The organism is Aminobacter sp. UC22_36 (genome assembly GCF_044056035.1).
GTDB lineage: Bacteria > Pseudomonadota > Alphaproteobacteria > Rhizobiales > Rhizobiaceae > Aminobacter.
In genome coordinates this window covers 2,329,123-2,355,281 of record NZ_CP171996.1, presented here as the reverse complement: position 1 = coordinate 2,355,281, position 26,159 = coordinate 2,329,123, and the positions used below count along the sequence as shown (strand labels likewise).

Below are 26,159 nucleotides of genomic sequence, written 5' to 3'. Positions count from 1 at the left end.
GATGAGCGCACCCGCCAAAGGCCGCCCGCCCCGCGTCGGCGACGCACCAGCCTTCCGCCGCGCCCTGATCGGCATCGTTCTGACACTGGTCGCCATCGTCATCGTCGCGCCGCTGGTCGTCATCGGCTACCAGGCCTTCTCGCAAGGGGTCGCAGTCTATGCCGCGGCGATCGCCCATCCTGATACACTGCATGCCATCGGGCTGACGGTGGTCACCGCCCTGATCGCAGTTCCGATCAACACCACTTTCGGCGTCGCCGCCGCCTGGGCGATCACCAAATTCGACTTCTGGGGCCGTCGCTTCCTGCTGGTCGTGATCGAGATTCCGTTCTCCATCTCGCCCATCGTCGCCGGCGTCGCCTATCTCTTCGTCTACGGCCTGCAGGGCCTGTTCGGCCCGGCGCTGGAATCGGCCGACATCAAGATCCTGTTCGCCCTGCCCGGCATCGTGCTCGCCTCGATGTTTGTCACCGCTCCCTTCGTCGCCCGCGAGCTGATCCCGCTGATGCAGGCGCAGGGGCGTGATCTGGAAGAAGCCGCGACATCGCTCGGCGCTTCTGGCTGGCGCACCTTCTTTTCAGTGACGCTGCCCAACATCCGCTGGGCGCTACTTTACGGCGTCGTGCTGTGCAACGCGCGTGTCATGGGCGAGTTCGGCGCCGTCTCGGTGGTATCGGGCAACATCCGCGGCCAGACCAACACGCTGCCGCTGCATATCGAGCTGCTCTACCACGACTACCAGACCGCAGGCGCCTTTGCCGCCGCCTCGATCCTGGCGCTGCTCGCCGTCGTTACCCTCGTTGCCAAGGTGCTGCTCGAACGCCAGGGCGCCGGCCGCGCCCGTCGTCGCCCCGCACTTGCAGCCCCCGTAGCCGCACCAAAGACCACTTCCGCTGAGGTTTCGTCATGAAAATCCGCCTCGACAACGTCGTGAAGACCTTCGAGACCTTCCGCGCCGTGCATGGCGTCTCGCTCGAAATCGGAAGTGGTGAACTGGTTGCCCTGCTTGGGCCCTCCGGTTCGGGCAAGACCACCATCCTGCGCATGGTCGCCGGCCTCGAATATGCCGATGCCGGCCACATCTATTTCGGCGACGAGGATGCCACCGACATTCCGGTGCGCGACCGTGGCGTCGGCTTCGTCTTCCAGCACTACGCGCTGTTCCCGCACATGACAGTCACTGAGAACATCGCCTTCGGCATGAAGGTGTCGAAAACCCGCCCCGACAGGGCCGCCATCGACGCGCGCGTCAGCGACCTTCTGCGGCTTGTCCAGCTCGATGGCCTCGGTGAACGGTTCCCCGGCCAGATCTCCGGCGGTCAGCGCCAGCGTGTCGCCCTTGCCCGCGCGCTCGCCGTCGATCCCAAGGTGCTGCTGCTCGACGAACCTTTCGGCGCGCTCGACGCCAATGTCCGCCGCGACCTGCGGCGCTGGCTGCGCGAGATCCACCAGGAACTCGGTATCACCACTTTGTTCGTCACCCACGACCAGGAGGAAGCCCTCGATCTCGCCGACCGCGTCGTCATCCTCGACAAGGGCCAGATCGTCCAGCAGGGCACGCCCGAAGATGTCTGCCGCAACCCGGCCTCCGCCTTCGTCATGAACTTTCTCGGCGACACCAACCGCTTCACAGCCGCGGTTTCCGGTGGCATCGCCCGCCTTGGCGAGGCGCGAATCCCCGCCCCCGGCTTTGCCGACGGCCCGGTCGAAATCTTCCTGCGGCCAAGCGATCTCGGCTGGAGCAGCAGCGGCGATGGCATCCCCGCGACTGTCGCCCGCGTCATCGACCGGCCGGCCGGGCGGCGCATCCTGGCGCTGACGGCAACGGGCGCAGCCGTCGAGCTCGACGTCGCGCCCGAGACCCAGGTCAGCGCCCGCGAACAGGGTATCATCACCATCGAGCGCGCCAAGGTGTTCGCAGCGGGCTGATTCTGCTTCGTTTGCGGCCAAAACCCGCAAAACTTACGGAAAATCAACGCGTTTCGGCTTGTATATCAAGTCTGTGGAATTTATCTCTGGTGAAGGCCGGAATGCGATGGGGACGAATCGTTATCCTCGGCAAGCAACCTCACGCTGCGACAAGCAGCCGAAGCCGATGACATGCGTTCACCATGCTGACTAAAAAAGGCAAATACGGCCTCAAGGCCCTCGTCCACCTATCCCAACTGCCTGCCGGCCAGCTCGCCTTCGTCGGCGACATCGCGACCGCCAACAAGATTCCGAAAAAGTTCCTCGACGCGATCCTTGGCGAACTCCGCAATGCCGGCTTCGTCCAGAGCCGCAAGGGCAAGGACGGCGGCTACCGCCTCGCCAAGCCGGCCGCGGAGATCAAGATCGGCCATGTCGTGCGTGTGCTCGACGGGCCGTTGGCGCCGATCCCCTGCGCCAGCCGCACCCAGTACCAGCCTTGCGACGATTGCGACGAAGCCACCTGCCAGATCAGGCACATGATGCTCGAGGTCCGGCAAGCGATTGCCGGGGTGCTCGACAACCGCAGCCTCGCCCAGGTGCGCGACGCCGCCAATGACGATATCCTCACCGACGCGTTGCACCACGCCTGATGCGTCTTCAGACGACCTGACGCAACACCACTGGCCGGCTGCGTCGATGCACGTGCCCTGGCTCCTGTCGCCTGTATGCCCGGCGCAGCGACGGGATGACCCGGCGCCCGAACGCCTCGACAGCATCGGCCTCATTGAGGCCGTGCACGATGAAATCGCTCACGCCGAGTTCGACAAAGCCGGCCAGCGCTGAAACGACCTGCTCGGGCGAACCGCCAAGCTGCCACGCCTTCGGCCCGGCCTCGCCGACATGCACCGGCAGGGAAAAGCGAATGCGCTGCGCCCGGCCGAATGGCTCGGCCGCCACCCTTACGCGCTCGATCAGCCGCTGCGTCTCGTCAAGCCCGCCCGCCAGCAGTTCGAACCGGTCGGCATGCCGGCCGGCGATCTTGAGCGCCGTACCCGACAGTCCGCCCAATTGCAGCGGTATGTCGACGCCGTCGGCCGCCTTCATCGGCACGAAGCCGCCATGGATGCGGTAGAACGCGCCCTCATAGTCGAAAGGCTGCGCATTGGCCCACAGCCGCTTGAGCAATGTCAGATATTCGTCCGCGCGCCCCAACGTGGCGAGCAGACCGCTATCGTCATTGGTCTCGCGCAGGTCGCGGCTCGGCGGCGCACGCAGGGCCAGCCGCCCGTTACCAAGTTGGTCGAGCGCTGCAAACTGCCGCGCTGCCACCACGGGCGCGATAATGCCGGGCCAATGCGACACCAGGACGCCGATTGTCTGCGTGCTGCGCAAAGCCAGCGACGCCAGGTCCATATTGGCAAGCAGCCCGCCCATGTCGTCGATCATGACACGGTCGAAGCCGGACTGCTCCAGCAGCCGTAGCCGCTGCACGGCCAGGGCCGTGTCGGAAAAGAAGGAAGAGTGAAGTTCATCCTTGTCGGCAACGCCGCCCGGGCAATGGGTGAAGTCGATCTGCATCGCAAACTCCTTCATCTTGTCAGGAACAGTTTTTGGCGCCGCCCGCGCCGGTTCACGCGTTACTGGGGAAACTTTCTTCAGTTGGGTTGAGAAGGCATTGCGCGCCCGCCTCGGGGCGTCATTCTAGGGACAGCCTAGTGGATCAGGCCAACCACGACCGCCGCGGTGAAACCGAACGACACCGTGAAGAACAGGTAGGACGCAAGCTGCGCAATGCTGGCAGGCTTGCCTGCAGGAGCCGCCGTCTCGGCGACGCGGCTGTTCGAGAGATACTGGGTCTGTGCCATCGCAATCTCCATCATGCCCTTAGTCTATAAAACTAATAGACTTTGTCGATTGCTAATTTTGACGAGATTGTGGAACGGCTTTGCCCGGGCCTGACGGAGCTGAGAATTTTTTCCCTCTCAGTCCGCAATCCCGATGTCGGAGAGAGCGCACCGCAACACCTCTTTGCAATTGCCGCCGTATGCACGGGAGATAAAATCTAAAGCAATTACAATAAGATATGCTAAGACTACGGCTCGCCGTCGCCTTCCCTCAGGCCTGGTGCGACGCTTTTCCTGCCCAAAAAAAGAATGTCCCGAAGGTGCCTTAAGCGCCTTCGGGACAGCAAGAATGGGATAGCCGGCTCAGTAATAGCCGCGCGGGCACTCGGCGAGATAGGTCCGGCCATAGCGGTCGCGATAGCGGCAGCGGTTGAACTCATTCGCCCGGCCGATCAGGGCACCGGCAACGGCACCAACGGCGCCGCCAACGAGCGCGCCTTCGGCCCGGTTTCCCGGTGCGGCAACGGCACTGCCGATCGCCGCGCCGCCAAGACCGCCAATGGCGGCACCCTGTTCGGTTTGCGAGCAGGCTACCAGCGGCACCAATAATGCAAGAACTCAAGACGAGTTTCATCATCACCAATAACTCCCGAATATGTGTCCCCACCGCCCCTACAATGCGCGGCGGCGAAAAACGATCCATCGCGCCTCTCCAGCGCGCGGACCAGCAGGTCCCTTCAACCCAAGGGATGCATCGGCAATCAGGCAGCATTCAGGCAGCACCTAGAGCGCCTCCCGGAGGCAACGCCTGCAAATCAAGCTGTCGCGACCGCGCCTCGCAAGAGCTCACCGCTTCGAACCCGGCCGGCCGCAAAGAAGCCGCTTGTCCTGCTCGGCTGACATTGGCGCGCTTGTGCATTGGAAATGCCGGTTTTGCTGCGCTAGGCAGGGAGGCACTCCGATTCGCAACCTTCAGGGACCGCCATGAACAAGGCAGCAGCCTCATTTGCCCTCGTTGCCGTTCTAGCGGCCTTGTTGATGGCGCTCAGCCTCGCCGTTGCCCGGCACGGCTATCCGTTCGGCGTCATCGGCGTGAAGCGCCTCGACGGCATCACCAGCGCCGACACCTTCATGCCTCTGGCGGCAATCTACTTCTTCGCCGCGATGCTGATGATGATCCTGCCGCTCAAGGCGGCGAGCATCGTGCTGCTCCATGCCGCCGACACGATCCACTGGGTTGTCATCGCGCTGCTTGCCACCATTGTCGGCTGCCTCGCCGCGCGCTGGATTTTTGGTCAAGCAAGCGCGCCCTGGGTGTTGCTCGACTGGCGATTCCTGTTCGTCTTAGCGATCGTCGGCTGCCACCTGGCCATGAACGAACTCCGCCGCAACGTCCTGCTGCGCAGCCTGTTCTTCGCCCTCTTCGGCGCAGCTACACTCGCCTGCCTGTTCTGGTCGTTTCGGATCTGATGAGAGGCCTGCGCATTGAAATGAACCAAACATCAAATGGGAGATACGCGTCGCTGTTTTCTTCGTTTCGTTCTCGTCCGCTTGCATTCGCGACTTCCGCGCGCGGGCCAGGCCAGGCGGAGATCGGGCTTGTCGGCCGGCCTGATCTCGATCTTGACAACCCGGCGCCGTTCGCTCCGGTTTTGAAATCGGTCGTACCAGACATGGTCATCAACGCGGCGGCGCATACCGGCGTCGACCAGCAGGAAGACGAGCGAAAGCTGTGCGGCCGGCAAACTCGGAGCTGAATTCCGAGGCCTTCTCCTGCGATTTCAACTTCCGCGCGGGGCAATGGCAGGAGCGGGTCGCGACTATGGTAACCGAATTGGTCGGGACGCGGGCATGACAATTGCTGACATCATAGGCTATCACCCTTTTTTCCCGTCGCAGCAAATCGCAGCGGATATTTGCCCGGCAGGCATCGTGACACGAGCACCCACACCATTGGCGCACAAAAAATCATGACCAAGAAAAAAACGAGAAATAATCAAGAAATCTTCGTTTTCCCGAATCCAATGGAAAAAATGAAGATGACCGGCGAGAGGTATGTTTCAAGTATAACTGGTAATATCCAGAACGAGCACTATCATCGCTATCTTTTTGCTTTGGATTTTTGTCGCGACAAGAACGTTCTTGATGTTGCTTGCGGCGAAGGCTACGGCTGCAATCTTATATCGCAGGTCGCCTCTGGAGTTGTTGGTGTCGACGTCGATGCCGATACTGTAGCCTATGCTGACCGAACGTACGGAACTTCCGTCCTCCGCTTTGTCGCCGCCGACGCCACTCAGCTTCCTTTCGACGACGCAAGTTTCGACGTTGTCACGAGCTTCGAGACGATTGAGCACTTTGACGGACACGAGGCCTTCTTGGCAGAGATTGCTCGCGTTCTGCGTCCCGGTGGCACTGTGGTCATCTCATCTCCCAATCGGACCGTCTACACCGAACAGAACGATCACCATAATCCGTTCCACGTGCGTGAACTGGATCGCGAGCAGTTTTTGTCTGCCCTTGGCACGCAGTTTTCCAATGTGATCACTCTTAATCAGCGGGCGATCTATGGTTCTGTGTTGGCGGTTGACGCAGTTCCCGCCGCAATAGTTGGCTATGAAAGCCAGGATGGGCGAGCGTTTCGGTTGCAGGACGGCGTGCCGTCTACCCATTATTTCGTGGCCGTCGCTTCCAACGGTCCTTTGCCAGAGGTGAAAAGTAGCCTGCTTTTTAACAGGCCCGACAATCAGGATGAAGCAGCGCAGACAAATGCCAAGCATCATGTTCCCGATCAACAGATGCGTTCCGCCGAAGCCGTGCATGCTGACATCACCAAATTGAGGAATGCGTTTTCTGAACGCGCTCAGAAGGCACGCCGAATTGAAGAACTGAAACTCGGTTGGGCTTGGCGCACCGTCTCGGCATTTCGTGAACTTGGCTGCGCACTGCGTCGCACAGGCAAATCTTCATTCGCCGCGAATGCAGCCGCGCTATTGCGCTATCCGACCCGTTCGGAGCGACGCAAGGCTTACCGACAAGCAAAAATACTGGGTACATCTCCAAATCAACCAAGGAAAGCAAAGGCAAAATCACGGGCACAGACGAATATCAAAGCGATCCTTCGGCATCCCTTTTCGCGCTCAGCGCGACGTGCGTATCGCGGAGGACAGCGTGGCGCGAATAGCCCGTTCGCCCTGGCGGGCAAAGCTAATGAGATCGGTGCGATTCAGGCACGCAGAATTTCTGATAGTACCAACCCAATTATCGCGATCCCATTTCACCCACGCAGTGGACAAAACGCATTCGATAGAATCGCTGTTATTGCTCACGTCTTTTATCCAGACATATTCGACTCCATGATGATATATATTCGCAATATACATCATCCAATAGGTCTTTTTATATCAACCGATTGCGAAGAAAAAAGGAAAAAAATTCTAGACGCAATACCAAAAAATGTCGATTTCTTGGAGATTGACGTCAGAGTAGTCCCAAACAGAGGTAGGGATATCGCACCACAATTAATTGCATTCAGGGATGTTTACAAAAAGTACCCCATATTCTTGCATATACATTCAAAAAAATCACTACATGCTGGGAATTCCTACATAGAGTGGCGTGACTATCTCTTAACTTCGCTTGCTGGAAGTCCGGAGATCGTCTCATCCAACCTCGACTTGCTATCCGATCCAAAAGTCGGCGTCGTCTATCCAGAACATGCTGAGTTCGTAAAATCCGCCATCAATTGGGGTTACGATTTTGACCTTGCCAAGGATCTATTGCAAAAGGCAGGTGTCAAATTGAATGCCAATCACACATTAGAATTCCCGTCAGGATCGATGTATTGGGCACGTTCCGCAGCATTGAGCAAACTACTAGACCTCGAGCTCGACTGGCTGGACTTCCCTGATGATCAAGGACAGGTCGACGGCACGCTGGCACACGCCATCGAGCGATCGATCCTTTTCTTTGTCGAGGCCTCCGGATACAAGTGGAAAAGAACACGCCTGCAGAGCCTTGCCGCTAAAAGGCGACCGAAAGACCCATTGTTTCGGCCCCTGCTGACTTCGGATCAAGATTACCTCCCAGCCGTTGCAATCGCAGTTCCAGAATCCGAAAGGATAACAACTGTGATTTCCGACACTTCGGGGCCACGCCTGAATCTCCTTGTGCCGTCACTCAACTCGGCGGACATCTTTGGAGGTATTGATACGGCTTTGAAAGTGTTCCTTGAACTGGCGACAGCCCATCCAGCCGCAGACTGCCGCATTCTAGTCACAGATGCTCATGTGAATGAAACTTTGCCAGAAAGACTGCAAGCATATGAAATACAGAAAATTGGACATGAGGAACGAAAGTCCAAGGTTGTCGTAGATTGCAAGGATCGCGCTTTCAACCCTCTTGAACTGACGCATGAGGATGTATTTGTCGCGACGGCATGGTGGACAGCTATCAATGCTTATCGAATGCAAGAGAACCAAAAGATACTTTTCGGCAAACACAATCGAGTTATCTACCTGATACAGGACTACGAACCTGGCTTTTATGCCTGGTCGACTAGATACTCTCTGGCGGATTCAACTTATAGAAAGCCAGATGACACTTTAGCGATATTCAACTCTGAGGAACTGACAGATTTTATGCTTAAACGGCATAAATTTCCTCATAAATGGGTCCTCCCGTATCGCCCGAATGACGGGGTAGCGGCAGCCCTGGAGACGGTGCAACGCGAACGAATTCTTTTGTTCTATTCTAGACCGTCAGCAACCAGAAACTGCTTTGAGGCTGGCATAGACGGAATAGGAAGATGGGCCCGGCGCAACCCTACGCTTGCAGCCAAATGGAAAATCTATTGTATCGGCGAGACGTTTCCTAGCCACCTGGCGGAACACCTGGGTAGTGTAGAGATCACCGGCAAAATGCCACTGGATGCCTATGCCGCTTTGCTAAGCCGTGCCTCCGTGGGTGTTTCTCTTATGGTATCCCCCCACCCCAGCTACCCTCCACTCGAGATGGCCTACGCGGGTATTTTCACAATCACCAACAATTATGAAAGCAAAGATCTCTCCAAGAGAAGCGACAACATTATAGGACTCACCGAGCTTACCTCGGAGACGATAGCTGACGCGATAGAGCACACGATCGATAGAGCGGAAAAGAATATTGGGAAAATTACACCAATAAAATGTACGATAAATGACCTACCTAGCGATGCTCCAAAATTTTCTGCTGAAGACGTATTAGGGAAACTCAACATCGTCCACGGTTAAAGGATCGAGATCAACACCAAGCAACTCAAATAGGATGATTTGCCTATGCTGAACGATGGGTTGGCGGCTAGAATTAGGCGCCAACGTGGAACTCATCTTGAAAGGGATACGCGAGGTCAGGCGGTTGCAAAGTAATCACCTCAGCCGAAACCTTCGCTTCTTTGCCCATCGTGACGTCCGCAAATGCGTGAAGCACTACGTCAGCCGCTATCTAAGGCACGTGAAGGCGTACGGCTTCTCCATAGTCTTTGTATCCACTTCAAGCACTATCTGATAACGTGCGAAGCAGTGAGTATACCACACAAAGAAGACTGCCGCTCAACGCAAGTCACCTCTTGTGGCGAGACTTACTTGATTGCGGCATTCCCTTCGCGAAAAAGGAAGTCTTGCGTGACAACCCGCGAGCAATTTGGTCAGTTAACAACTGGGAGGAAGCGGTCGCGCGGTTTGCCCCTCCCACGATCGGCATCAGTAGGGACCCTTGCTTTTTTGTTATTAGACACATGTCTCACCCTTTCGCACAGAGATCTCCGGTAGACAGGAGAGGGACCAAGCCCGGTGCTTCATTCCTTGGGCGGCGCGGACCGATCGACTACGTAGAGCGGCCGACCTTTGACAATCTCGAAGATCCGCGAAACATACAGACCTAGCCCACCTACGCAGGTCAAAAGAACGCTACCGATCATCAGATTAACGGTAATCAGTGCAGTGAAGCCCTCTGGCGGGTTCCCAAACACGGCATTAACGAGAAAAAAGATGCCGAGTGCAACACTGCCACCAGCACTCACTAGGCCCAGCCACAAGATCCACAACAGCGGCGCGGTCGACTGAAAGAAGAAGCCCTGGATCGAATGGCTCAGCAGCGTCTTCAGCGTATAGCTGGACGAGCCTACAGTGCGTGCATTCCGCTCATAGGACAGTGTTACGGAATCGAAGCCGAGCCACCGCAGAATGAAGAGATAGTGGCGCTCCTGTTCCTCGAAGCGCAGATAGGCGTTGATTACCTGCCGGGAGAGCAGGCTGAAAGAACCCAACCCAGGATCGGCTTTGTATCCAACGACAACGTTCATAACCCAGAAGTAAAGACGGTTCGCCATTCGGCGGCCAGCCGGGTCGCCGAGGTAGCGGCTCGCATAAACGATATCGAACCCCTTTTGGGCAGCGCGCCATAGATCTGGGATGAATTCGGGAGGATCCTGAAGGTCGCAATCCATCACAACTGCGTAGTCGCCGCTACATTCCGAAAGACCAGCGGTGATGGCAATCTGTTGGCCAAAATTACGCGACATGCGCACGATACGCACTCGATTGTCACGCGCAGCAATTTCCGACAATACGGGCCACTGATCCTGTGGGCCGCGGTCATCGACGAAGACGATCTCGTGACGCTCCGTCAATCGCTCCAACACCGCCGTCAGACGTTCATGCAGCGGCTTGAGCGTCCCGGTACACCCAAAGCAAGGAACGACCACGCTGATATGCGGTCGCATGATCGTATCCGCGCTATCCGTCATGCGGTAAACTCCTAGATGATTGTATTCTTTGCGAATCGACACATGCATCGCAAACAGAGGTCAACTGATTAACAAATCTTACTGCCTTTTTGCAATCCGAGGCGAAAATAACCTGAAAGAGAATTTCTGGCGGATTGTATTTGTTATCAGACTGCAACCCTGTAGAGCGTTGTGTCGGATAAGGTGGACGCTCGCTGGCGAATGTTTCTTTTTCATGCCATTCAAATTCTGGGCCCCGCCGGGGGGAACAAACGATACACCGAGTAGGCAGACTGCGTCACATGCGAGAAAATGTACCTAATAGGTCAGCTGATTGGCTTTTCGATATCCTTATTGTCATATGCTTGCCGACACTTTTTTTGTTTCTGGCGCCTATTCAAAACTTTCTGCCAGCAGGTTGGGTCGATCCTGGGATATATCTCGGCTTTTCGATGGATTTCTTCGACATCGTCAGGGCCTATGGCTGGAACTACCAGGCGCTGCGAGTTTCTTATGTCCTGCCCAACGTGCTGGCGCACATGGCGCTGCCGGCGCTGCAGGCCCAACTTCTCATCGTTGTTGGCTTCTACTTGCTCGGCCTTGGAGGCCTTTACACCGGCGTGCGACTATTATGGGGCCGCATGGCCGCCACCGTGGCGGTTGCCTGTCTCGCCTACAATCCGATCTACCTGCTGGCAAACACTGCGGGCTATGTCGATGCCGCCCTAGTTGCCTATTCGCTCTGCGTTTTCGGGGTGCTCGCGGCCTGGGGCGCCTCACAACGATTCATCTGGCTGGTGATTGCCGGCATCTTTTCGACGCTCGCTATCCTTGCGCACACGCTTGCGGCTGCTCCAGTGGGCCTGATCATCCTGTTTTTCATATTTCTCAAATGGTCCGACGTTGTCTCGCGGCCCGTTGCCTTCGTCGCCGGTGGTCTTGTCGGAGCAGCGCTGACATGGACTTTCTTCGTCGTCGTTCTTTATCAGATCGGCTTTGGCGCCAGTGCCTTCCTATCGCTGAGTTGGATTGTTAATGCATCAGTTTCCGGAATCGGCGCCAACTACCGCATCCAGATTGTGGACTGGCTGCCTGTCACTACCCGCCTTCTGCCCGGTTTCGTCAATGCCATGTTGCTTGTCGTTCTCGTAGTCACGCGCGCCGGAACGGAACAACGCCGGCTCAATGTGGCGGCAATGCTGATATCCTGTGCCTCTGCAGCGTTGCTTCCTACGTTCGATTTGGTGTTCGACGGCAGCGTCACTCAGTCGGCCTTTTATGCCGGCTTGGCTCTACCAGGCATCGCCATCAGCAGCGGTGCAATCGCGGCGATACTGCTGCCAGCGAGCAGGAAACTTCGCCTAGCGATCGCGATCACAGCAACGGCAATCATGGCGGGCTCGTGCTGGTTCGCTCCTGCAATCTGGCAGGCACTAGCGCCGAAGAGCCTCAATATAGACCTCCTGCCCCTCACCTCTTTCGGCATTGTTGTGTGCCTTTTGATACTAACACCGCTGCGCCGCCTGGCCGCGTTCCCGGCTGTTATGCTGATCGTACTTCTGTCGTTGAGTGGGCTTTCACTGGCCATCAACAAGGACACGCGGACGCTTTACCGCCTAGAAAATACGATCGACAATGCCGAATACTACCTTGGAGCAGTTTTTGTCCGTTCGCTGATCAATTCGAAGGCCCTCGACGGCCGGGAGCCGATATTTTGGTTCGATCGCGCGGAGTTCTCCACACGAGACGGACGTTCGGCAGAACTTGCGCGGCACCTGCGCTTCGGCGACGCCCAGATGGCCTTGACCTTCTACGACACGCTGGCATCGCTTCGTCTTTGGGATCGTGCACTGTTCATGGCCGAACTCAAGCTGGGGCAATCCATAAAGCCGACGCCAATGCTTCTCGGCAAGAATGTTACGATGGTCGTTATCGAGCAGGATGCGGCAAAGCGCGAGGCGGCCATTAGGGCGCTCGGGCAGGCCGGCATCCAATGCCGCGTGCATGACACTAAGACCTACAATAGCCGATCTTTCGACTTCAACATCACATTGATCGACATTCTCGACTCGCAAGAGAGACCTGCCGACACATGTGACAGATGAAGGCTGCTACCTTTGCTAGGAAACAGAAACCTGACCGTGCCGCTAGCCAAGTTTTTGTACCAAAGACGGCTGCATACTTATGGCAAAATGAATTGGACACTAGAGCTGGAGGTTGCGGCAGAAGTTGGCGGCAAACTGTTCCAGATCAGCGTCTATCAATGGGAAGACATAGGTCGGGGCACTGGGCGCAATATGCGCCCTGGGCCATGTTAGCCCGGCCCCGCGCTCAAAAGTCAGCTCATCTGAAGCGATCGAGCGCACCACTTGGAGCAGCTGCGGTAGAACGGCTTCGAACATGCGCAAGCCAAGCGTGGGGGGCGTGTCAGAAGCAGTCACTGCGCACGCCGCCTGCGCCAGGATGATGCCATTGTCGGGGTTGGCATCGATCAGGTGAATTGTCGCGGCCGTCATGCGCATGCCAGCTGTCAGCGTCTTCGTACGGGCGCCAAAGCCTGGATACATTGGTAGCAAAGAGAAATGAACATTGAAGATTCGGCCTCCGAACGCGTCGAGCACAGCCTCAGACAACAATCTGTTGAACGTCAGCCCCATCCATTCGCAACGGTGCGTTGCCAGAACATCGAGAAGATTCGGGTGAAAGGGCACAACATCGGGCTCTATGAGAACGCAGGGTATGTCCCTCGCTCGAGCAAAATCGGCAATGGACGATGGGCGATCCGTGACGATCAGACCGATCTCTGCGTCGATCAAGCCGCGGTCGATGGCGGCCTGTACTGCGATGCATCCCCGCCCCTGACCGCTCACCGCCCAGGCAATTCGTTTTGGTGGCTTGCTACACAAATTGGGATGCCTATGGTCTCGACGAAGGATCGCGCTGATAGACTCTGCGAATGATGGCTCGGGGGCGCGCTTTCGTTTCCACATAAATCTGGCCGATGTACAGGCCGATAATGCCGAGCGACATGATTGTAAGCCCGCCCAAGAACCAGATCGAAATGATGATCGAGGAAAATCCAAGCAACATCCTGTCACCCCAATAGATCTTTAGAAGAAGGAAAGCCAGCGCCACCAGCATCGATAGCAGCGCAATACTGGAACCAAGTATGAAGATCAGTTTCAATGGGCGAGTGGAAAATGCAACGATTGAGCGGACCGCCAGATCGATTCGTCGCGAAATATTGTAAGTGGATACCGGACGGTTGATTTGGCGATCGACTTGGACTGGGACCTGCTTGAAACCCGCCCAAGAATAAAGGCCACCAAGGAAGAGATTGCGCTCCCGCAGCGACAGCAGCGCATCGAGATAATCCCGCTTCATCAGGCGCACGTGGCAGATGTTTTCCTGAGTCTGGCTTTCCGACAGCGCATTGAAGATACGCCAGAACGTGCCACTGGTAACTTGCCTCCAGCGCGACCCTGTCCTCTGCTCATGGTAGCCATACACGACGTCCGCATCGGTTTCTCGCATCACCGTAGCAAACCGGAGCAAGAGCTCTGGCGGTTCCTCAAGATCGGAATCGACCAAGAATACATGCTCACCCTGAGCAAAGCCGAGGCCACTTAGGATGGCCGCATGATGGCCGAAATTGCGCGATAGCTCGATCACGCGGATGTTCGGATTTGTGCGAGACGCGTCTATAGCGATCTGCAATGACTCGTCTGGAGATCCGTCGTCCACCAAAATGAGCTCGTATGCCTCGCCCATTTCAGCCGCCGCCTTACAAGCACGCTCGATGAAGTCGGCAAGAAAGGGGGCGGAGAGGTAGAGCGTGGAAACGATCGACAGAACAGGCTTTGACATTAGCAACTCCGCGAGCCGCCGCCGTTAATTTTTGTCGTTTCGCACAAGCATCGCACCATAAGTGCAACCAATACATTCTCCAAAACAATGAAAAAGGTAGATATCAATTTGAAAATCAGAAACAACACCTGACGATTCACACCAAAGATCTTCAACTCGCCGTCATTAACCAGAAAGTGTAAGGTGGAAAGCGCTGGTCTACTAGATCGCCACCAACTTGGGTAAATGCGTGAGATGCTAACGACATGTAAGCATCGGGATAACGCGGATGCATCCCCCTATCGAGACGCACCAAAAACCGCGCGATTGGATTTTGCCTGTCGCGAAAAGATGGGTCCAATGTCACCACGCGACCACCAGGCTTTACTACTCTTCTAAGTAAAGTAAAAAGCTCTCTGGCTTGAGAGTCGTCAAGATGGTGTAGTACCGCACTTACAACAGCAACGTCGACGCTTCCCAACGCAGACGCCTCTGCTTCGCCAAAATAACCAACATTGAAACTTCCACGAGTTCCATATTTTTTTCTGGCCGTTTCGACATAGGCAGGATTCGGCTCCCAGCCAATATAGTCCACCTCCGGAAGATGCTCCACAAGATGAGCAGGGCCACAACCAATGTCCAGCAAACGGTCGCCAGGCTTAGCCCTCACGTATGTCTTTGCAAACCATCGACGATTACGCTCAGCCTGAAATATTTGCTGAACCGTCTCATAGACGAGCGGATGGCGCAGAATTGAGAAGATGCCCGCTTTTTCAGCCATGAGGCTCTTTCCCTCCAGTAGGATCAGATTTTCGATAAAGGAATGGAAGGTGTGCAAGGCCAAGAAAAACCATCACAGGCGTGAACAGCCTCAGTATGATCGCAGCAGCTTCCGCTTGCGATGGCTCTGCGCCCATTCCGACAAGGATGGCACGAACAGATAACTCTTGAACCCCGACACCTCCTGGAACCATGGACAGTATGGAGATCATAGTCACGGCGCCAACAAGAAACGCTCCCTGCCAGATAGAGAAGTCAACATAAACCGTGCGAACAATCAGTACCCAGGCTACTAGCGTAAGGCCCCATTTTAGGATCGTCGCCAAACCTACGATCGCAAGCCTTCCGATCGGCAGACTTTCTCCAACCAACGCCCGCATCCGGGCTCCCCACGGCGTTTCGCCAAGCCGCCCGACATACGCTTGCAACATCATCGGTGCCATGAGTCCTGCCGCGATAAGTGCCACCACGGCGCCGATTGACAGAGGCACCGACCCCGTATGCAGATGTATGAAACCCGCAGCTCCCAAGGCTGCTATGGTCGCAAGATCAAGAATACGCTCAAGGGCGATGTTGACCGCCGACTTGCCCAGTTTCAAACCTGATTGATGAGCGAATTTGATCTTCAGCAACTCTCCCAGCTGAAACGGGGTAACGATCGAAGCACCTATCACGAAGGAGATATAGCAATAAACCCTGGCAAAAACCGAAAGGCTCCACGGAAGCTGACTTATGGCTATCCAACGCACGCAACACACCGCAAAAACGCTCAAGGTCACCACGGACATAAGCAACAACAGGAAGCCAAAAGGAATCGTTGGCAGGACCTTTGCCAAAGCGGGCAAGTCAAACTGATAAAAGGTAAAAGCGACGGCTAAAACCGCAATTACAACCAGCCATAAACGCCGAAAGGCATCAACCATTCGGTACGTCAAAACGATGCCGCTCGTTCACCATTTGAGTTCCACCACCCAAGGCCCTGCTGAATCGACACCAAGGCACCTACAAAGAAAGCATGGAAATAGTTGGCATTTCCGAAAGGAGCAAGCTGCTTCGTCGCTCAATTTTCACCCTCATCGCTACCAGCTCCGCATTCAGATGCGTGTCCATACAAGGCCCTCTCTTCGAAAAACAAGCTGAGCAGTTCTGCGTTCCAACGTGCTCAGTTCAAATCGAAAACTGCAGACCATATGCTCAGGTCCACCATCGCACTCCAAATTGGATATCTTGTTTATTGTCACCTGCCTGGTGCGAAACACCTCTGCATTCGGCCCCGACAAAAACAATTCTTCGAGGACCTCACGTACTCGCCTGAGCGTCGGCTGCGGACTTGGTTTCAGGGCCGTCAACGCAATCACAACACGCGGCACCCCGACAACATTGATTTCCAGGCTTTTGGTTGAACTGGTGATGACGCCAACATCCTGCAGAGAAGCCACTCCCTCTTCACAGGCAGACAGCTCGGGACAAAACGTTATCAGGTGGACATAATTTGCCACAAAAGGGACGCCTCTCAACACGAAGTGCGAGCCAGAGACCATTGCCAGATCTTGGAGATGGGGCATATCGAAACCGATAGCGGCGGCATCCCATCCAAGAGTTGCCGCCAGAGAATCCAGCATGTTTAAGTTGGATTTCTGCCCTGCGAAAACGAGCGGATAAAAATCACGATCGGTAAGGTTTCGCACTTTGGCAAAACCCTCGCGGTCGAACCAGATGAGATAAGGTCCGGCAGTCACTTTCGACTGCCCCAGCCACGCCTGCATCTGGCCAAGTGCGTCATGATGCGCCTTTAGATCAGGCGCATCGGCAAGGCTGAACACTGTCGCTGTATCGCGATTTGTAGCGCCCGCCAAGCCGAGAATGCCGACAGCCAGCAATAAGGTGGCACGGCTCCTGCCCATCATGACAACCACCAGCAACATCAGGATGAGGATGGCAAGAACGCCCCAAACAGCAACGGGTACAGAGGACATGTCGCGCCATACCAGCCGAAATTGCTGCCCCGCAAGGATGAAGAGGACGCCAACTGCGGTTATGGCGGGAAGCAATCGGTCGAACGCGTCCGGCTCAGCTACCTCGATACGATGGGCGAGCAGAATGCCGCCAGGGATCAGCGGCAGAAAGAAGTAACTCGCATAAAATGAGTATTGTAGAAAGAAAACTGAATTCAGAACCAAAAGCGCGAGCAGAACGCTCGGCGTGAGGACTGCGGCCACCATCCGGCGGCCGGCCAGGCGGTCAGACGGGCCGACCGACCAACCTGCCTGCCTCGATGTGATCGCTGCGACACCCGAAAGAACGATCAACGGTAGTATGACAAGACGGCTGGCGCCCGGAGCCCACTCAAGCCACGGCAGCAAGAAGCTGTCGCCCTGGCCTTCAAACGCCTTCTGAATGGCAGACATGGACATGCTGGGAAAGAAGAACGGCAAGCCCAGCAACGTGCCGCCCACACCCAGCGCCAGGAATGCCGCGCATGCACCGGCGAGCATGAAAACCTGCTCAAGCACCCATTGTTTGATACTCCTTGCGCGGAGCAAAAGGATCGGCACGGCTGTCAGCCCGGCAATGCCGCCGCCGAGCGGATGAAGACAGATGGCAGCCAGTAGCAGTGCCCCCGATACCATGAGGGTGATGCGCGGCCGAGAAGGACGGCGCTGCATTAGACAAGACAAAGCAGCAAGACCGATCGCCATAGCCGGTCCATCGACATAGCCACGGGCGAAAGCGGCAATCCACAGCGGATTGAACGCAAAGAACAAGGTGACACCAAGACGGGCCGCATGTGTCTTCAATAGCGACGCAGCAAGGGTGTAGATAGCAACCAATCCCGACACGTAGAAGAGCGCAACCAGCAGGGCCTGCGCCGTAACGGCATCAAACACCGAATAAAGAAACGCTCCAGGCAAGATAAATGGCAGGCGGGATCCATGATAATCGGCTCCCGGAAAAGAGATGTTACGTTCAGGCGTCAGGAACCAATGTATGTAGAGACCAGGATCGACCCAGCCGACGGGCGGGTGCACCTGAACAAGGCCGCAAACGAAAACTGACCCCAGAACGGCCAACAACACGACAAACTTCACATCAAGGATTATGTTCGAACTAGGTACACCGTACAGGACTTTCCTCATGTCCAATTTTTTCCAAAGGTAGAGTCTATTAAATGCCGAGCTATTGACGAAACCATCTAAAGAAGAGCCTCAAATGTCAAACTTGTGAGATCACGCCAAATTGCCTTAGAAACTTCTGAGCTCCTCACCGAGGAAACATGCCTTTTTAGCTGCCTTGGGAGCAACGCAGGAGATAGCCCATATCTCCAGTCGTGCAGCACATTGCAAGCAAGCCCAAATTTTGGGCAAGGCTGCGATTTGCAATGTCAGAATACCAAAATCGAGGCTACACCCAAGCTGGTATTAGACGTCGGGGCCGCGCTAAAACTGTGGATACATCCATGTCGGCCGTCACGGGCTCGACATCCTCGATAGGACTGACTACACGCCTCGGTCATCCCCAAGGACGGTCCAAGTGATTTTAGCTTCCGATTCCTGTCCAGCGGCGCATCACCAGGGGGGCCGAGCATCGAGCAGTGATGTTGGCATAGGAGAAATTCCCTGCCTACCGCAATAATCCTATCCGCCCTCGGAGGGCTGGTCGTAGCCTTCAACGGAGGCCCTTTGCTGGGCCTCGCAACGATCTGCCTGATGATTGTCGCTATCGGCTGGGGTCGGCTTGTTGCCGCCCTTCTGCACGTGTCGCTCAGCGTCGATCTGCAGCTCCTGATTGGCATGGTCGTGGTAGCTTATGCACTCGCCCTTCCGGTCTACCTCATGAACATTCCGATCCTTTTGCCGGCAGCATTGCTCGTGGCCGGCGTTGCCGGATATTCAGCCAGCACCGATGCCCCGCCCCAAGTCGATCGGACGCCCGCATGGTATTTCTCAATGGCGGCAGCCGCGGGTTTCTCCCTCATCTGGTCACTCGACAGCTCCGCTCGGTATGCCTTGCTCGCCCACGATCAGTTACGGCTTTGGCTCGACATCTTTATCCATGCGGGCACCATTGGCGAATTCGGCGATCCGCGTATGGTCGGCCGCGGACTGTCCGGGCTGGTCGATACTGCGCCGACTTTCTATCACTTCGTAAGCTACGCGCTGCCGGGCCTGATCGTACGGCTGTTCGGCTTTAGTCCGGTCGACGTGATCGCCGCCTTCTGGCTCCCGGTCGGCATTTTCCTTACTAGCCTTAGCGTCTTCGCGCTTGGTCGAACATTGGCGGGACTTGCCGGCGGCGCCTTGGCACTTGCTCTTTTTGCGCTGGTCCCGGATGCGGCTGCCTATGGCCTCAAGCAGGGGTTCTTTTCGTTTCACTGGATGATGGAAACCTCGCCCGGCACGCTCTATGCTCTGCCGGCCGGACTTGCTGCAGCTGCCCTCCTTGTCGACTGGAGCCGTCATGCCGGGCTTTCCCGGCTTGCCCTTGCGCTCGGTCTTCTTGCCAGCACTTTCCTGCTGCGTGCCCATATCTTCATATGGCTGGTGGTGCCGTTTGCCGTGGTCGTCGTCGCCTGCCTGCCACCTCCGCTACGGCGCTTCCGCTGGCCACTTATAGGGCTAGGCATCCTTGCTTTGCCGACGGCGCTTCTTTGGATTTCCCGTCCGGAAACCACCGTTCTGGGCTATCGCACCTTTTTGCTGCGCTTCATCGAAAGCCTGCACACACAGGCCGGGCCGACAAACTACGACGGGTTGTATCCTTACCTCATGCAAACACTGGGGCCGGTGCAAGCTCTGCCATTCGGCCTGCTTCTGGCGTTGGGCGGAATGGCCGGAATCTGGTTGCTAACCTTCGTGGCCGGGCTTCTTCTTATGGCCGCACGGCGCGACAAGCTGGAGGAAGCGGACCTCCTTCCCGTTACGCTTCTCCCATACGCCTGTATCATGATGACACTGGCGCCCACTCCCTTTCATGGCGACTACAGCGATTTTCGCCAGAGAGCCTTCGTGCTGGTTTTTGTTCTGACGATGATCTGGACTGCCAAATTCGCGGTTCAGCTCTGTCGCCCAACTATTTCAGCGCTCCCCGCAGCTATCGCCGCTTGCCTTGCACTTGTTTCGACCGCCTTGTGGATGCCCAGTGCCAAGATCAGCCGCTTCGCCTGGGGGACGTCCTATGACCACCTCCAAGTCATGCCCGGCGTCATTGAAGCCGCTCGTTGGATCGGACGCGAAGGCCAGCGCGGAGAGAGTATTGCGGTAGCAAACATACCACTGCAGGAACAGCTGTTCGATATCCCAACCGTGATGATGGCTGTCAGCGGTGTTCCTGCCTATCTTTCGCGGGTTGGGCTTTATCGTCTTTCCGGATCTCCGCGCGTGGAAATGGTCAATGCCCGGCTGGCAGAGCTCGACGCCATTCACCGCCTAGCCAATGCGGCTGACGCGCGGCAGAGACTTAAGCGGAATGGCATCGGCTTCTATGTGACGCAGCAGACAGAAATGCCTTCGTGGGATAAGAACGGCGCTACCACTTCACTCAAGGTCGGCACCATCGCTGTCTGGCGAATCAAGCCCTAAAACAAGCGCATGGCCGGAGGCGCATCTTATCTCTGGCGGCTACCATAGTAATGCTCCACATCGATTGGCACTTGAAAATCATAGCCAAGTAGACTGCGTGTCGCACGGTCTTGCGTGAAGTCCTCACCGAGGGCCGTTGGCAACGAGATTTGCTGCTTGATCAACGGGATAGTATAGACGTGGTTAACAGCCCGACGCGGTTTGGCTGTGCGGTTGACACCTCCGACATGATACACCATGCAGTCAAGCACGATGAAAGACCCCGCCGGAGCGGCGACCTGCACCTGGAAGCCCGGCAGGCTTAGGTCTGAAGGAAATGCCTCCTGCTTGTGTGATGCAGGCACGACAAATGTGGCGCCATTATCTGTCGTGAACTGGTCAAGGCAAAACAGCGCATTGATGGCGAGCGGTCGCGTCGAAACGAAATGCTGATACGGTAGATCTCGATGATAGGCACCTTGGTTATAGCGCGCGCCAAGAGGTGGATTGACCACACCATTCTGCTGATTGAGGACAATGGTGCCGCCAATCAGCCGTTTGCATATTTCAAGAACATTCGCATTCATGGCGAGCTCAAGAAATAGTGGGTCCATCTGCATCAATATGCGTATCGTGTTTTGCTCGTCCATCGCCGCCAGAGCTTCGAGGCCGTATTTGGCATAGAGCTTGGCCAGAGCACCGTCGAATGCGTCAGAAAAGCGTGCAAGCTGGCCCGCATCATAGCCGCCGTCGACAATCGCATACCCGAGAAGCCTTAAGGATTCACTGGCCGTGTCCAGAGCCGTTTCCGATTGTATCTGCTCACGTATGCCATAGCGTGGCATTGGCGTTACTGCATTCATTGATTGTCTTCCAATCTTTGCATCAATTCTGTTCCTACAAGACACTCGCTACTCCGGCAGAGAAGACGCTCCATTCCTCAACCAAGTCGATCTGTATTGTGGGCGCGTTGTAGTCCACATCCTGCAACACCTCTCTCTGGTCGATCTGCCAGATGGGTTGTCACGTATGACGAACGATGATCGTAAACTCATATAGGCCGTAGTCCTGCAAGAGTGCGACAGAACGTCCAAAGTGCTGCATGCAGAATCGCAGCATCTCGGTCGGATCTACATAGTGCAGATTGCTGCGACGCTTCTCTGGATCGCTCGACAGGCTAAGCATATTGGCGGCAAATCCCCGACGTGACGAACGCCCGAGCAAGAGCATCGTGTCGCGCACATATGCATCCCATTCAGCCGTCGGAATTTCTCCTTTTACATTCAAGATACCACTTGCGGTGGCATAGTCTGCTGGTTCGGTGGGCTCCGCGCCCACATGCCATAGACGGTCTTCGCCAATACCATGCAACCGCTCGGCTTCCGCGATCATCGCTGACGAAACGTCATATCCGATGAACTGTCCGTTGTGCCCGCTCTGCCGAAGGAAAACCAGGAAATCGCCATAACCGCAGCCCAAATCCAGCACAGAAGCTGCCGGATCGGGGGCAAGGAGCCGAAGGAATTGGTGATGGCGGACGTGATGTGACAATTCGCCATTCCAATCCACACCCTGCGGCGTCGCGCCGTGCTGGGCCAACTTGGCAGTGTAGTACGAACTGGCTTCAGCGAGGATCGCTTCCCTTGGAAACTGGGTCATCGCGGGTCCCCACCTCGTGCCCGGGGACGAACACACAGATTCATGAGATAGTCTTTTCAAGATAGTGGGTTGCATCATCCCCAGTGTTGAGAATGAGGTCGAGAATGCTCACTGCCGGCTCGAAATCACCCCAAAGCTGCGGATATGGCGGATAACCAGAATAGTCCATCCAGCCTACCTCAATACCGCGTTTGTTAAAGGCCTCGTGGTCGAGATAGGCTTTCGCCGCAGGTCCGCTGATATATCGCGTAGCGCCCGCACGTTCGGCCAAAGCTGCCAGCCGTTCAGACGGGTCCATACCTGCCATCGTTTCCAACGACAGCAGGTCGGTACACCTACAAATACTGGTACCAATCTTTAGCTTCTCGCAAATCGCACGAATTAGTGTTTCGTTCACATCGGTCAGGCGCGTTTCGTAGGCTACTCTGGCAAGCAAATCGTCAACCCACTGGCCTTGTGCACCGAAATGCGGTGCTCGACGATAAGCGAGCGAGATTGCCCGCCGGTGGTTCTGTGCCCACGTCATGTCGGCAATGCGGATTTGGTCGATCGACTCGTTGTACCTGCCCTTTACCTCGACGGAAATACTGAGCCAGCTAGCCCCTTGTGGCGTCTTAATCTTATTGCGATTGCGCCAATCACGCCGGGTGTACTGGACACTGTCCAAAAGCACGACCTGATCCGCGAGGCGAAGCATGTCGAAGTAGCCGCGCCAAGGAATGTAGTTCGACTGAGTGATAACGACCGTTCGACTCAAGCGATTGTTCTTTCAGCTAGTGGACTAGGCAGATCATGCCAGCGCAGCGCTGACGGCGCTGAAGACCGCGTCCTGCTGTTCCAGAGTAATACCGGGATGAAGGGGTACGCGGATCAACCGCGCCGAAAGAGCATCGGTCTTCGTCATCGGGCCTGCAGTGCGGCCGAAGCTGACGCCCGCTGGCGCGGAATGCAACGGAACATAATGAATGACAGCTGAAACGTTGTATGCGGCAATCTGCCGAAGAACGGCGTCGCGGTCGGCACCCTCGTTGCAAAGGGTGTAGTAGATATGTCCGTTAGCACCAGCTGCCTGTGGGACAATCGGGCGACGTAGCGCGCCCTTGGCTTCAAGCAGTTCGAAAGATGCATGATAGCGCCGCCATGCCGCCAAGCGCCGTTCGGTGATATCCAGGCTGTTTTCAAGTTGTGCGCACAGGAATGCGGCGGTCAGTTCGTTCGGCAAGAATGAAGAACCAACGTCCACCCAAGTATACTTCGAAACCTCACCACGGTAAAAGCTGGCACGATTTGTGCCCTTTTCCCAGATGATCTCCGCCCGCTCCCAAGCCTTGGGATCATTGACGATAAGTGCACCACCTTCGCCGGAAATGATATTCTTTGTCTCGTGAAAACTCAGCGCCGCAAAATGGCCAAAGCTTCCAAGAGGCCTCCCACGCCACGTGGCGTGATAGGCCTGCGCGGCGTCTTCGATTACAATTAGTCCGTGCCGCTCGGCAACCTCCATGATGACGTCCATGTCGCAGGAGACGCCAGCATAGTGAACAACGCAGATCGCCTTGGTTTTCGAGGTGATCGCCTGCTGAATTAGTGTTTCGTCCATATTCAGAGTGTCTTCCCTGATATCGATGAAGACAGGCCTAGCTCCACGCAGCACAAAGGCATTGGCAGTGCTAGTGAACGTATAGGATGGCATTATGATTTCGTCGCCATCCCCAACATTTGAGAGGATAGCGGCCATCTCCAGAGCCGCTGTGCAAGAATGGGTCAGGAGAACTTTCCCGCCGCCGACCACTTCGCTGATCATACTTTGGCAGCGCTTTGAAAACAAACCGTTCCCAGAGAGATGCCTAGCCTGCACCGCCTCGATAACATAATCGATTTCTTTGCCGACTAAGGTCGGGACATTGAAATTCACACGCTCCATGCAGAACTCTCTAGGTTATGGCTCAAAATTGCGTCTTCAACGATGACAGAGGGCCCGCCATACCTACAGCTCCACTAGTTTTCCAGCCTCGCCAAGCCAAAACCGGTGCGACCATAGCCATTTCCATTGTAGAGCATGTATCGCTCCCCTTTGAGATCGAACACGCAGGGGTAAGTTCTCTCATGGGATTCCCAAGGTTCTGGAGTGCCGGCTATGGTCACAAGCTCGTCTCTTCGCTGCCAAGTCAGCCCCTGATCTGACGAGGTGGCATATCCAATGCAATAATGCGGCCTCCGACGGGCATACCACATAGAAATCGTACCGTCAGACTCAGGCATCACGGTCGGGCGTGAAATAGCAAACTCCGCAGGATCATCCGCTCCAGCCAGCGGCACAACCACCCCCTCTTCCTGCTCCCAATAGATGCCATCCGTTGAGACGGCCCGTTTGATAACGTGGCTCATGGCAAGACCTTTCGCTCCCCAGCAAAGGTGCGTCCCAAAGAACATTTCAAATCCACGCTGAGTTCTTACGACCCAAGGATAGCCCAGCGTGAAGGGGTTTTGCAGACTTCTCCCGACGATCGGAGCAGCATACAGGCGCGCGAAGCTGCCGTCGGCTTGCGCTTCGGCGACGCCGATCGTGTTAGTGAAGGGAACAGAGACCCCAACGGTCCACCCTAAGTAATATGCAAGCAGTCGGTCACCATCCTGTATGAATGAAGTGGCCGTGACTCCATCTGCATCGAAACTGCCGCGCGGACCAGGCATAAGCAACGGACCGCGGGCCGTGCCTTCAATTGTAAACCGGTCGCCATCTATAGACAGATTGACACAAGCCAGTGACGATCTGTTGGCCGCATCCCTGACCGAGAAATAGACCACCAACGAGCCGTCAACACACTTGAGAACAGTCGGATAGCTGGCATGGCTGACCCACCAATCGCCAGCGGGTAGCGGCTCGACAACGCGACCAAGCGGACGCCAAATCTGTCTCGCCTTATAGTCCATGGTCAAATGTTACGAAGACGCGTTGAGGGAACCTTGCGTTTTTCAATCGCAGCAGAGGGCGCATAGACACCTTCAGGATCCGTGCTTTGCTGAACAAGGCAACCAGCCCCGAGCAAGGTGAATGGTGCGATTTCAATGTGGTCGACCACAGTGGAGTTCACACCAATAAAGCTGTTTCTCCCTACCCTCACGCCGCCAGAGATGACTACGTGAGATGAAATAAACACATTGTCTTCAATAACAGAGTGATGGCCAATATGGTTGCCACTCCATAGTGTCACGTTGTCGCCTATCTGGCAAAACGGCTGCAAAGTATTATCTTCGAAGATCAGGCAGTTCATGCCGATTTTGTCTGTAAGGACGGTGGCACGCGGACTAACATAGCTTGTCAAAGCGTAGCCTTCCGAACGCATAGCCTCCACTTTTTGTGCTCGCAGTACGTTCATGCGATTGTAGGATAGTGCTACGAACCCATCAAATTGGTCGGGAGGAAAGCGAGCGGTCACTTCGTCGAACGGAACTAGCGGCTTGCCGAATACTGCCTCGCTGCTCACAAACTCCCTGTCGACGGTAAACCCGGCCACCGTTCGCCCGAGCGTCTCTCTGAACAGATAGTCGACAACCTCGGCTATATCTCCAGCGCCAAAAATGATTACAGGTTTCATTCGAGAATAACCCTCAAACATTCCGTTCCGGATTTCGGAATACGCGGTCGCCTTTGTGCCAGCAACTCGATTCTGCGTTTCTACAATAGCATTGAGATGCTTGTCTGTACGATTTTTTTGCCCACATTTTTCCTTCCAATGGTCGCGCCTTTGGCACGCCTTTGTTAAGAATGATCGAATTAAAAGGCATCCTTACTCAACT

General features: G+C 55.9%; 23 protein-coding genes. 8 read left to right on the top strand and 15 right to left on the bottom strand.

The annotated features are described in order from the left end of the window. Position 1: 1 nt before the first annotated feature. The 3 genes from cysW to ACHMW7_RS14690 all read left to right on the top strand — a co-directional run bounded on the left by cysW (position 2) and on the right by ACHMW7_RS14690 (position 2,561). Positions 2 to 910: a sulfate ABC transporter permease subunit CysW gene (cysW, locus tag ACHMW7_RS14700; RefSeq protein WP_395450931.1), complete on the top strand. Its 909-nt coding sequence runs from the start codon at positions 2 to 4 to the stop codon at positions 908 to 910. Then, complete coding sequence (locus ACHMW7_RS14695; RefSeq protein WP_395450930.1) at positions 907 to 1,929, top strand: sulfate/molybdate ABC transporter ATP-binding protein; 1,023 nt, start codon at positions 907 to 909, stop codon at positions 1,927 to 1,929. Before cysW ends, ACHMW7_RS14695 begins: the two co-directional genes overlap by 4 nt. Positions 1,930 to 2,111: 182 nt before the next feature. Then, on the top strand, positions 2,112 to 2,561 hold the full coding sequence (locus ACHMW7_RS14690) for an RrF2 family transcriptional regulator (RefSeq protein WP_395450929.1): 450 nt from the start codon (positions 2,112 to 2,114) through the stop codon (positions 2,559 to 2,561). Between the two features lie 7 nt (positions 2,562 to 2,568). On the opposite strand, the gene ACHMW7_RS14685 is transcribed toward ACHMW7_RS14690, so the two are convergent. The 3 genes from ACHMW7_RS14685 to ACHMW7_RS14675 form a co-directional block, all read right to left on the bottom strand. After that, positions 2,569 to 3,489, bottom strand: a complete 921-nt coding sequence (locus ACHMW7_RS14685) for an LLM class flavin-dependent oxidoreductase (RefSeq protein ID WP_395450928.1) — start codon at positions 3,487 to 3,489, stop codon at positions 2,569 to 2,571. A gap of 134 nt (positions 3,490 to 3,623) precedes the next feature. Beyond that, the gene (locus tag ACHMW7_RS14680; protein WP_395450927.1) at positions 3,624 to 3,776 is read right to left on the bottom strand and encodes a hypothetical protein; all 153 of its coding nucleotides are present in this window, start codon (positions 3,774 to 3,776) and stop codon (positions 3,624 to 3,626) included. A gap of 342 nt (positions 3,777 to 4,118) precedes the next feature. Continuing rightward, complete coding sequence (locus ACHMW7_RS14675; protein WP_395450926.1) at positions 4,119 to 4,358, bottom strand: glycine zipper domain-containing protein; 240 nt, start codon at positions 4,356 to 4,358, stop codon at positions 4,119 to 4,121. A 381-nt stretch (positions 4,359 to 4,739) separates the two neighbouring features. Between ACHMW7_RS14675 and ACHMW7_RS14670 the strand changes: the two genes are divergently transcribed. The 3 genes from ACHMW7_RS14670 (at position 4,740) to ACHMW7_RS14660 (ending at position 9,022) form a co-directional block, all read left to right on the top strand. Next, on the top strand, positions 4,740 to 5,225 hold the full coding sequence (locus tag ACHMW7_RS14670) for a hypothetical protein (protein ID WP_395450925.1): 486 nt from the start codon (positions 4,740 to 4,742) through the stop codon (positions 5,223 to 5,225). Then, complete coding sequence (locus ACHMW7_RS14665; RefSeq protein ID WP_395450924.1) at positions 5,225 to 5,512, top strand: sugar nucleotide-binding protein; 288 nt, start codon at positions 5,225 to 5,227, stop codon at positions 5,510 to 5,512. The genes ACHMW7_RS14670 and ACHMW7_RS14665 overlap by 1 nt, the downstream gene beginning before the upstream one ends. A 213-nt stretch (positions 5,513 to 5,725) precedes the next feature. Continuing rightward, positions 5,726 to 9,022 (top strand): rhamnan synthesis F family protein, encoded by a 3,297-nt coding sequence (locus tag ACHMW7_RS14660; protein ID WP_395450923.1) that lies wholly within the window; start codon positions 5,726 to 5,728, stop codon positions 9,020 to 9,022. A 563-nt stretch (positions 9,023 to 9,585) separates the two neighbouring features. On the opposite strand, the gene ACHMW7_RS14655 is transcribed toward ACHMW7_RS14660, so the two are convergent. Beyond that, on the bottom strand, positions 9,586 to 10,536 hold the full coding sequence (locus ACHMW7_RS14655; protein ID WP_395450922.1) for a glycosyltransferase family 2 protein: 951 nt from the start codon (positions 10,534 to 10,536) through the stop codon (positions 9,586 to 9,588). A gap of 431 nt (positions 10,537 to 10,967) precedes the next feature. On the opposite strand from ACHMW7_RS14655, the gene ACHMW7_RS14650 reads away from it, so the two are divergent. Continuing rightward, a complete protein-coding gene (locus ACHMW7_RS14650) occupies positions 10,968 to 12,620 on the top strand; it encodes a hypothetical protein (RefSeq protein WP_395450921.1) in 1,653 nt (550 codons plus the stop codon). 99 nt (positions 12,621 to 12,719) lie between these two features. On the opposite strand, the gene ACHMW7_RS14645 is transcribed toward ACHMW7_RS14650, so the two are convergent. The 5 genes from ACHMW7_RS14645 to ACHMW7_RS14625 all read right to left on the bottom strand — a co-directional run bounded on the left by ACHMW7_RS14645 (position 12,720) and on the right by ACHMW7_RS14625 (position 18,278). Next, the gene (locus ACHMW7_RS14645) at positions 12,720 to 13,505 is read right to left on the bottom strand and encodes a phosphoribosylglycinamide formyltransferase (RefSeq protein ID WP_395450920.1); all 786 of its coding nucleotides are present in this window, start codon (positions 13,503 to 13,505) and stop codon (positions 12,720 to 12,722) included. Continuing rightward, positions 13,432 to 14,382, bottom strand: a complete 951-nt coding sequence (locus ACHMW7_RS14640; protein WP_395450919.1) for a glycosyltransferase family 2 protein — start codon at positions 14,380 to 14,382, stop codon at positions 13,432 to 13,434. The genes ACHMW7_RS14645 and ACHMW7_RS14640 overlap by 74 nt, the downstream gene beginning before the upstream one ends. 151 nt (positions 14,383 to 14,533) lie before the next feature. Beyond that, on the bottom strand, positions 14,534 to 15,142 hold the full coding sequence (locus tag ACHMW7_RS14635) for a class I SAM-dependent methyltransferase (RefSeq protein WP_395450918.1): 609 nt from the start codon (positions 15,140 to 15,142) through the stop codon (positions 14,534 to 14,536). Next, positions 15,135 to 16,064, bottom strand: a complete 930-nt coding sequence (locus tag ACHMW7_RS14630; protein ID WP_395450917.1) for a lysylphosphatidylglycerol synthase transmembrane domain-containing protein — start codon at positions 16,062 to 16,064, stop codon at positions 15,135 to 15,137. Before ACHMW7_RS14630 ends, ACHMW7_RS14635 begins: the two co-directional genes overlap by 8 nt. Before the next feature lie 171 nt (positions 16,065 to 16,235). Beyond that, positions 16,236 to 18,278, bottom strand: coding sequence for a hypothetical protein (locus ACHMW7_RS14625; protein ID WP_395450916.1), 2,043 nt, complete (start codon positions 18,276 to 18,278; stop codon positions 16,236 to 16,238). Between the two features lie 543 nt (positions 18,279 to 18,821). Between ACHMW7_RS14625 and ACHMW7_RS14620 the strand changes: the two genes are divergently transcribed. Then, positions 18,822 to 20,720 (top strand): hypothetical protein, encoded by a 1,899-nt coding sequence (locus ACHMW7_RS14620; protein WP_395450915.1) that lies wholly within the window; start codon positions 18,822 to 18,824, stop codon positions 20,718 to 20,720. A 26-nt stretch (positions 20,721 to 20,746) separates the two neighbouring features. Here ACHMW7_RS14620 and ACHMW7_RS14615 read toward each other — a convergent pair whose 3' ends face one another. From ACHMW7_RS14615 to ACHMW7_RS14590, 6 genes are all read right to left on the bottom strand, one after another. Further along, entirely contained in the window at positions 20,747 to 21,562 is an 816-nt protein-coding gene (locus ACHMW7_RS14615) for a phytanoyl-CoA dioxygenase family protein (RefSeq protein WP_395450914.1), read from the bottom strand. A 160-nt stretch (positions 21,563 to 21,722) separates the two neighbouring features. Further along, on the bottom strand, positions 21,723 to 22,358 hold the full coding sequence (locus ACHMW7_RS14610; protein ID WP_395450913.1) for a class I SAM-dependent methyltransferase: 636 nt from the start codon (positions 22,356 to 22,358) through the stop codon (positions 21,723 to 21,725). 40 nt (positions 22,359 to 22,398) lie between these two features. Beyond that, complete coding sequence (locus ACHMW7_RS14605) at positions 22,399 to 23,115, bottom strand: WbqC family protein (RefSeq protein WP_395450912.1); 717 nt, start codon at positions 23,113 to 23,115, stop codon at positions 22,399 to 22,401. Positions 23,116 to 23,148: 33 nt separating this feature from the next. Further along, a complete protein-coding gene (gene rffA / locus ACHMW7_RS14600; RefSeq protein WP_395450911.1) occupies positions 23,149 to 24,282 on the bottom strand; it encodes a dTDP-4-amino-4,6-dideoxygalactose transaminase in 1,134 nt (377 codons plus the stop codon). A 74-nt stretch (positions 24,283 to 24,356) separates the two neighbouring features. Then, on the bottom strand, positions 24,357 to 25,292 hold the full coding sequence (locus ACHMW7_RS14595; RefSeq protein WP_395450910.1) for a hypothetical protein: 936 nt from the start codon (positions 25,290 to 25,292) through the stop codon (positions 24,357 to 24,359). Positions 25,293 to 25,294: 2 nt separating this feature from the next. Then, a complete protein-coding gene (locus ACHMW7_RS14590) occupies positions 25,295 to 25,957 on the bottom strand; it encodes an acetyltransferase (protein ID WP_395450909.1) in 663 nt (220 codons plus the stop codon). Positions 25,958 to 26,159: the final 202 nt, after the last annotated feature.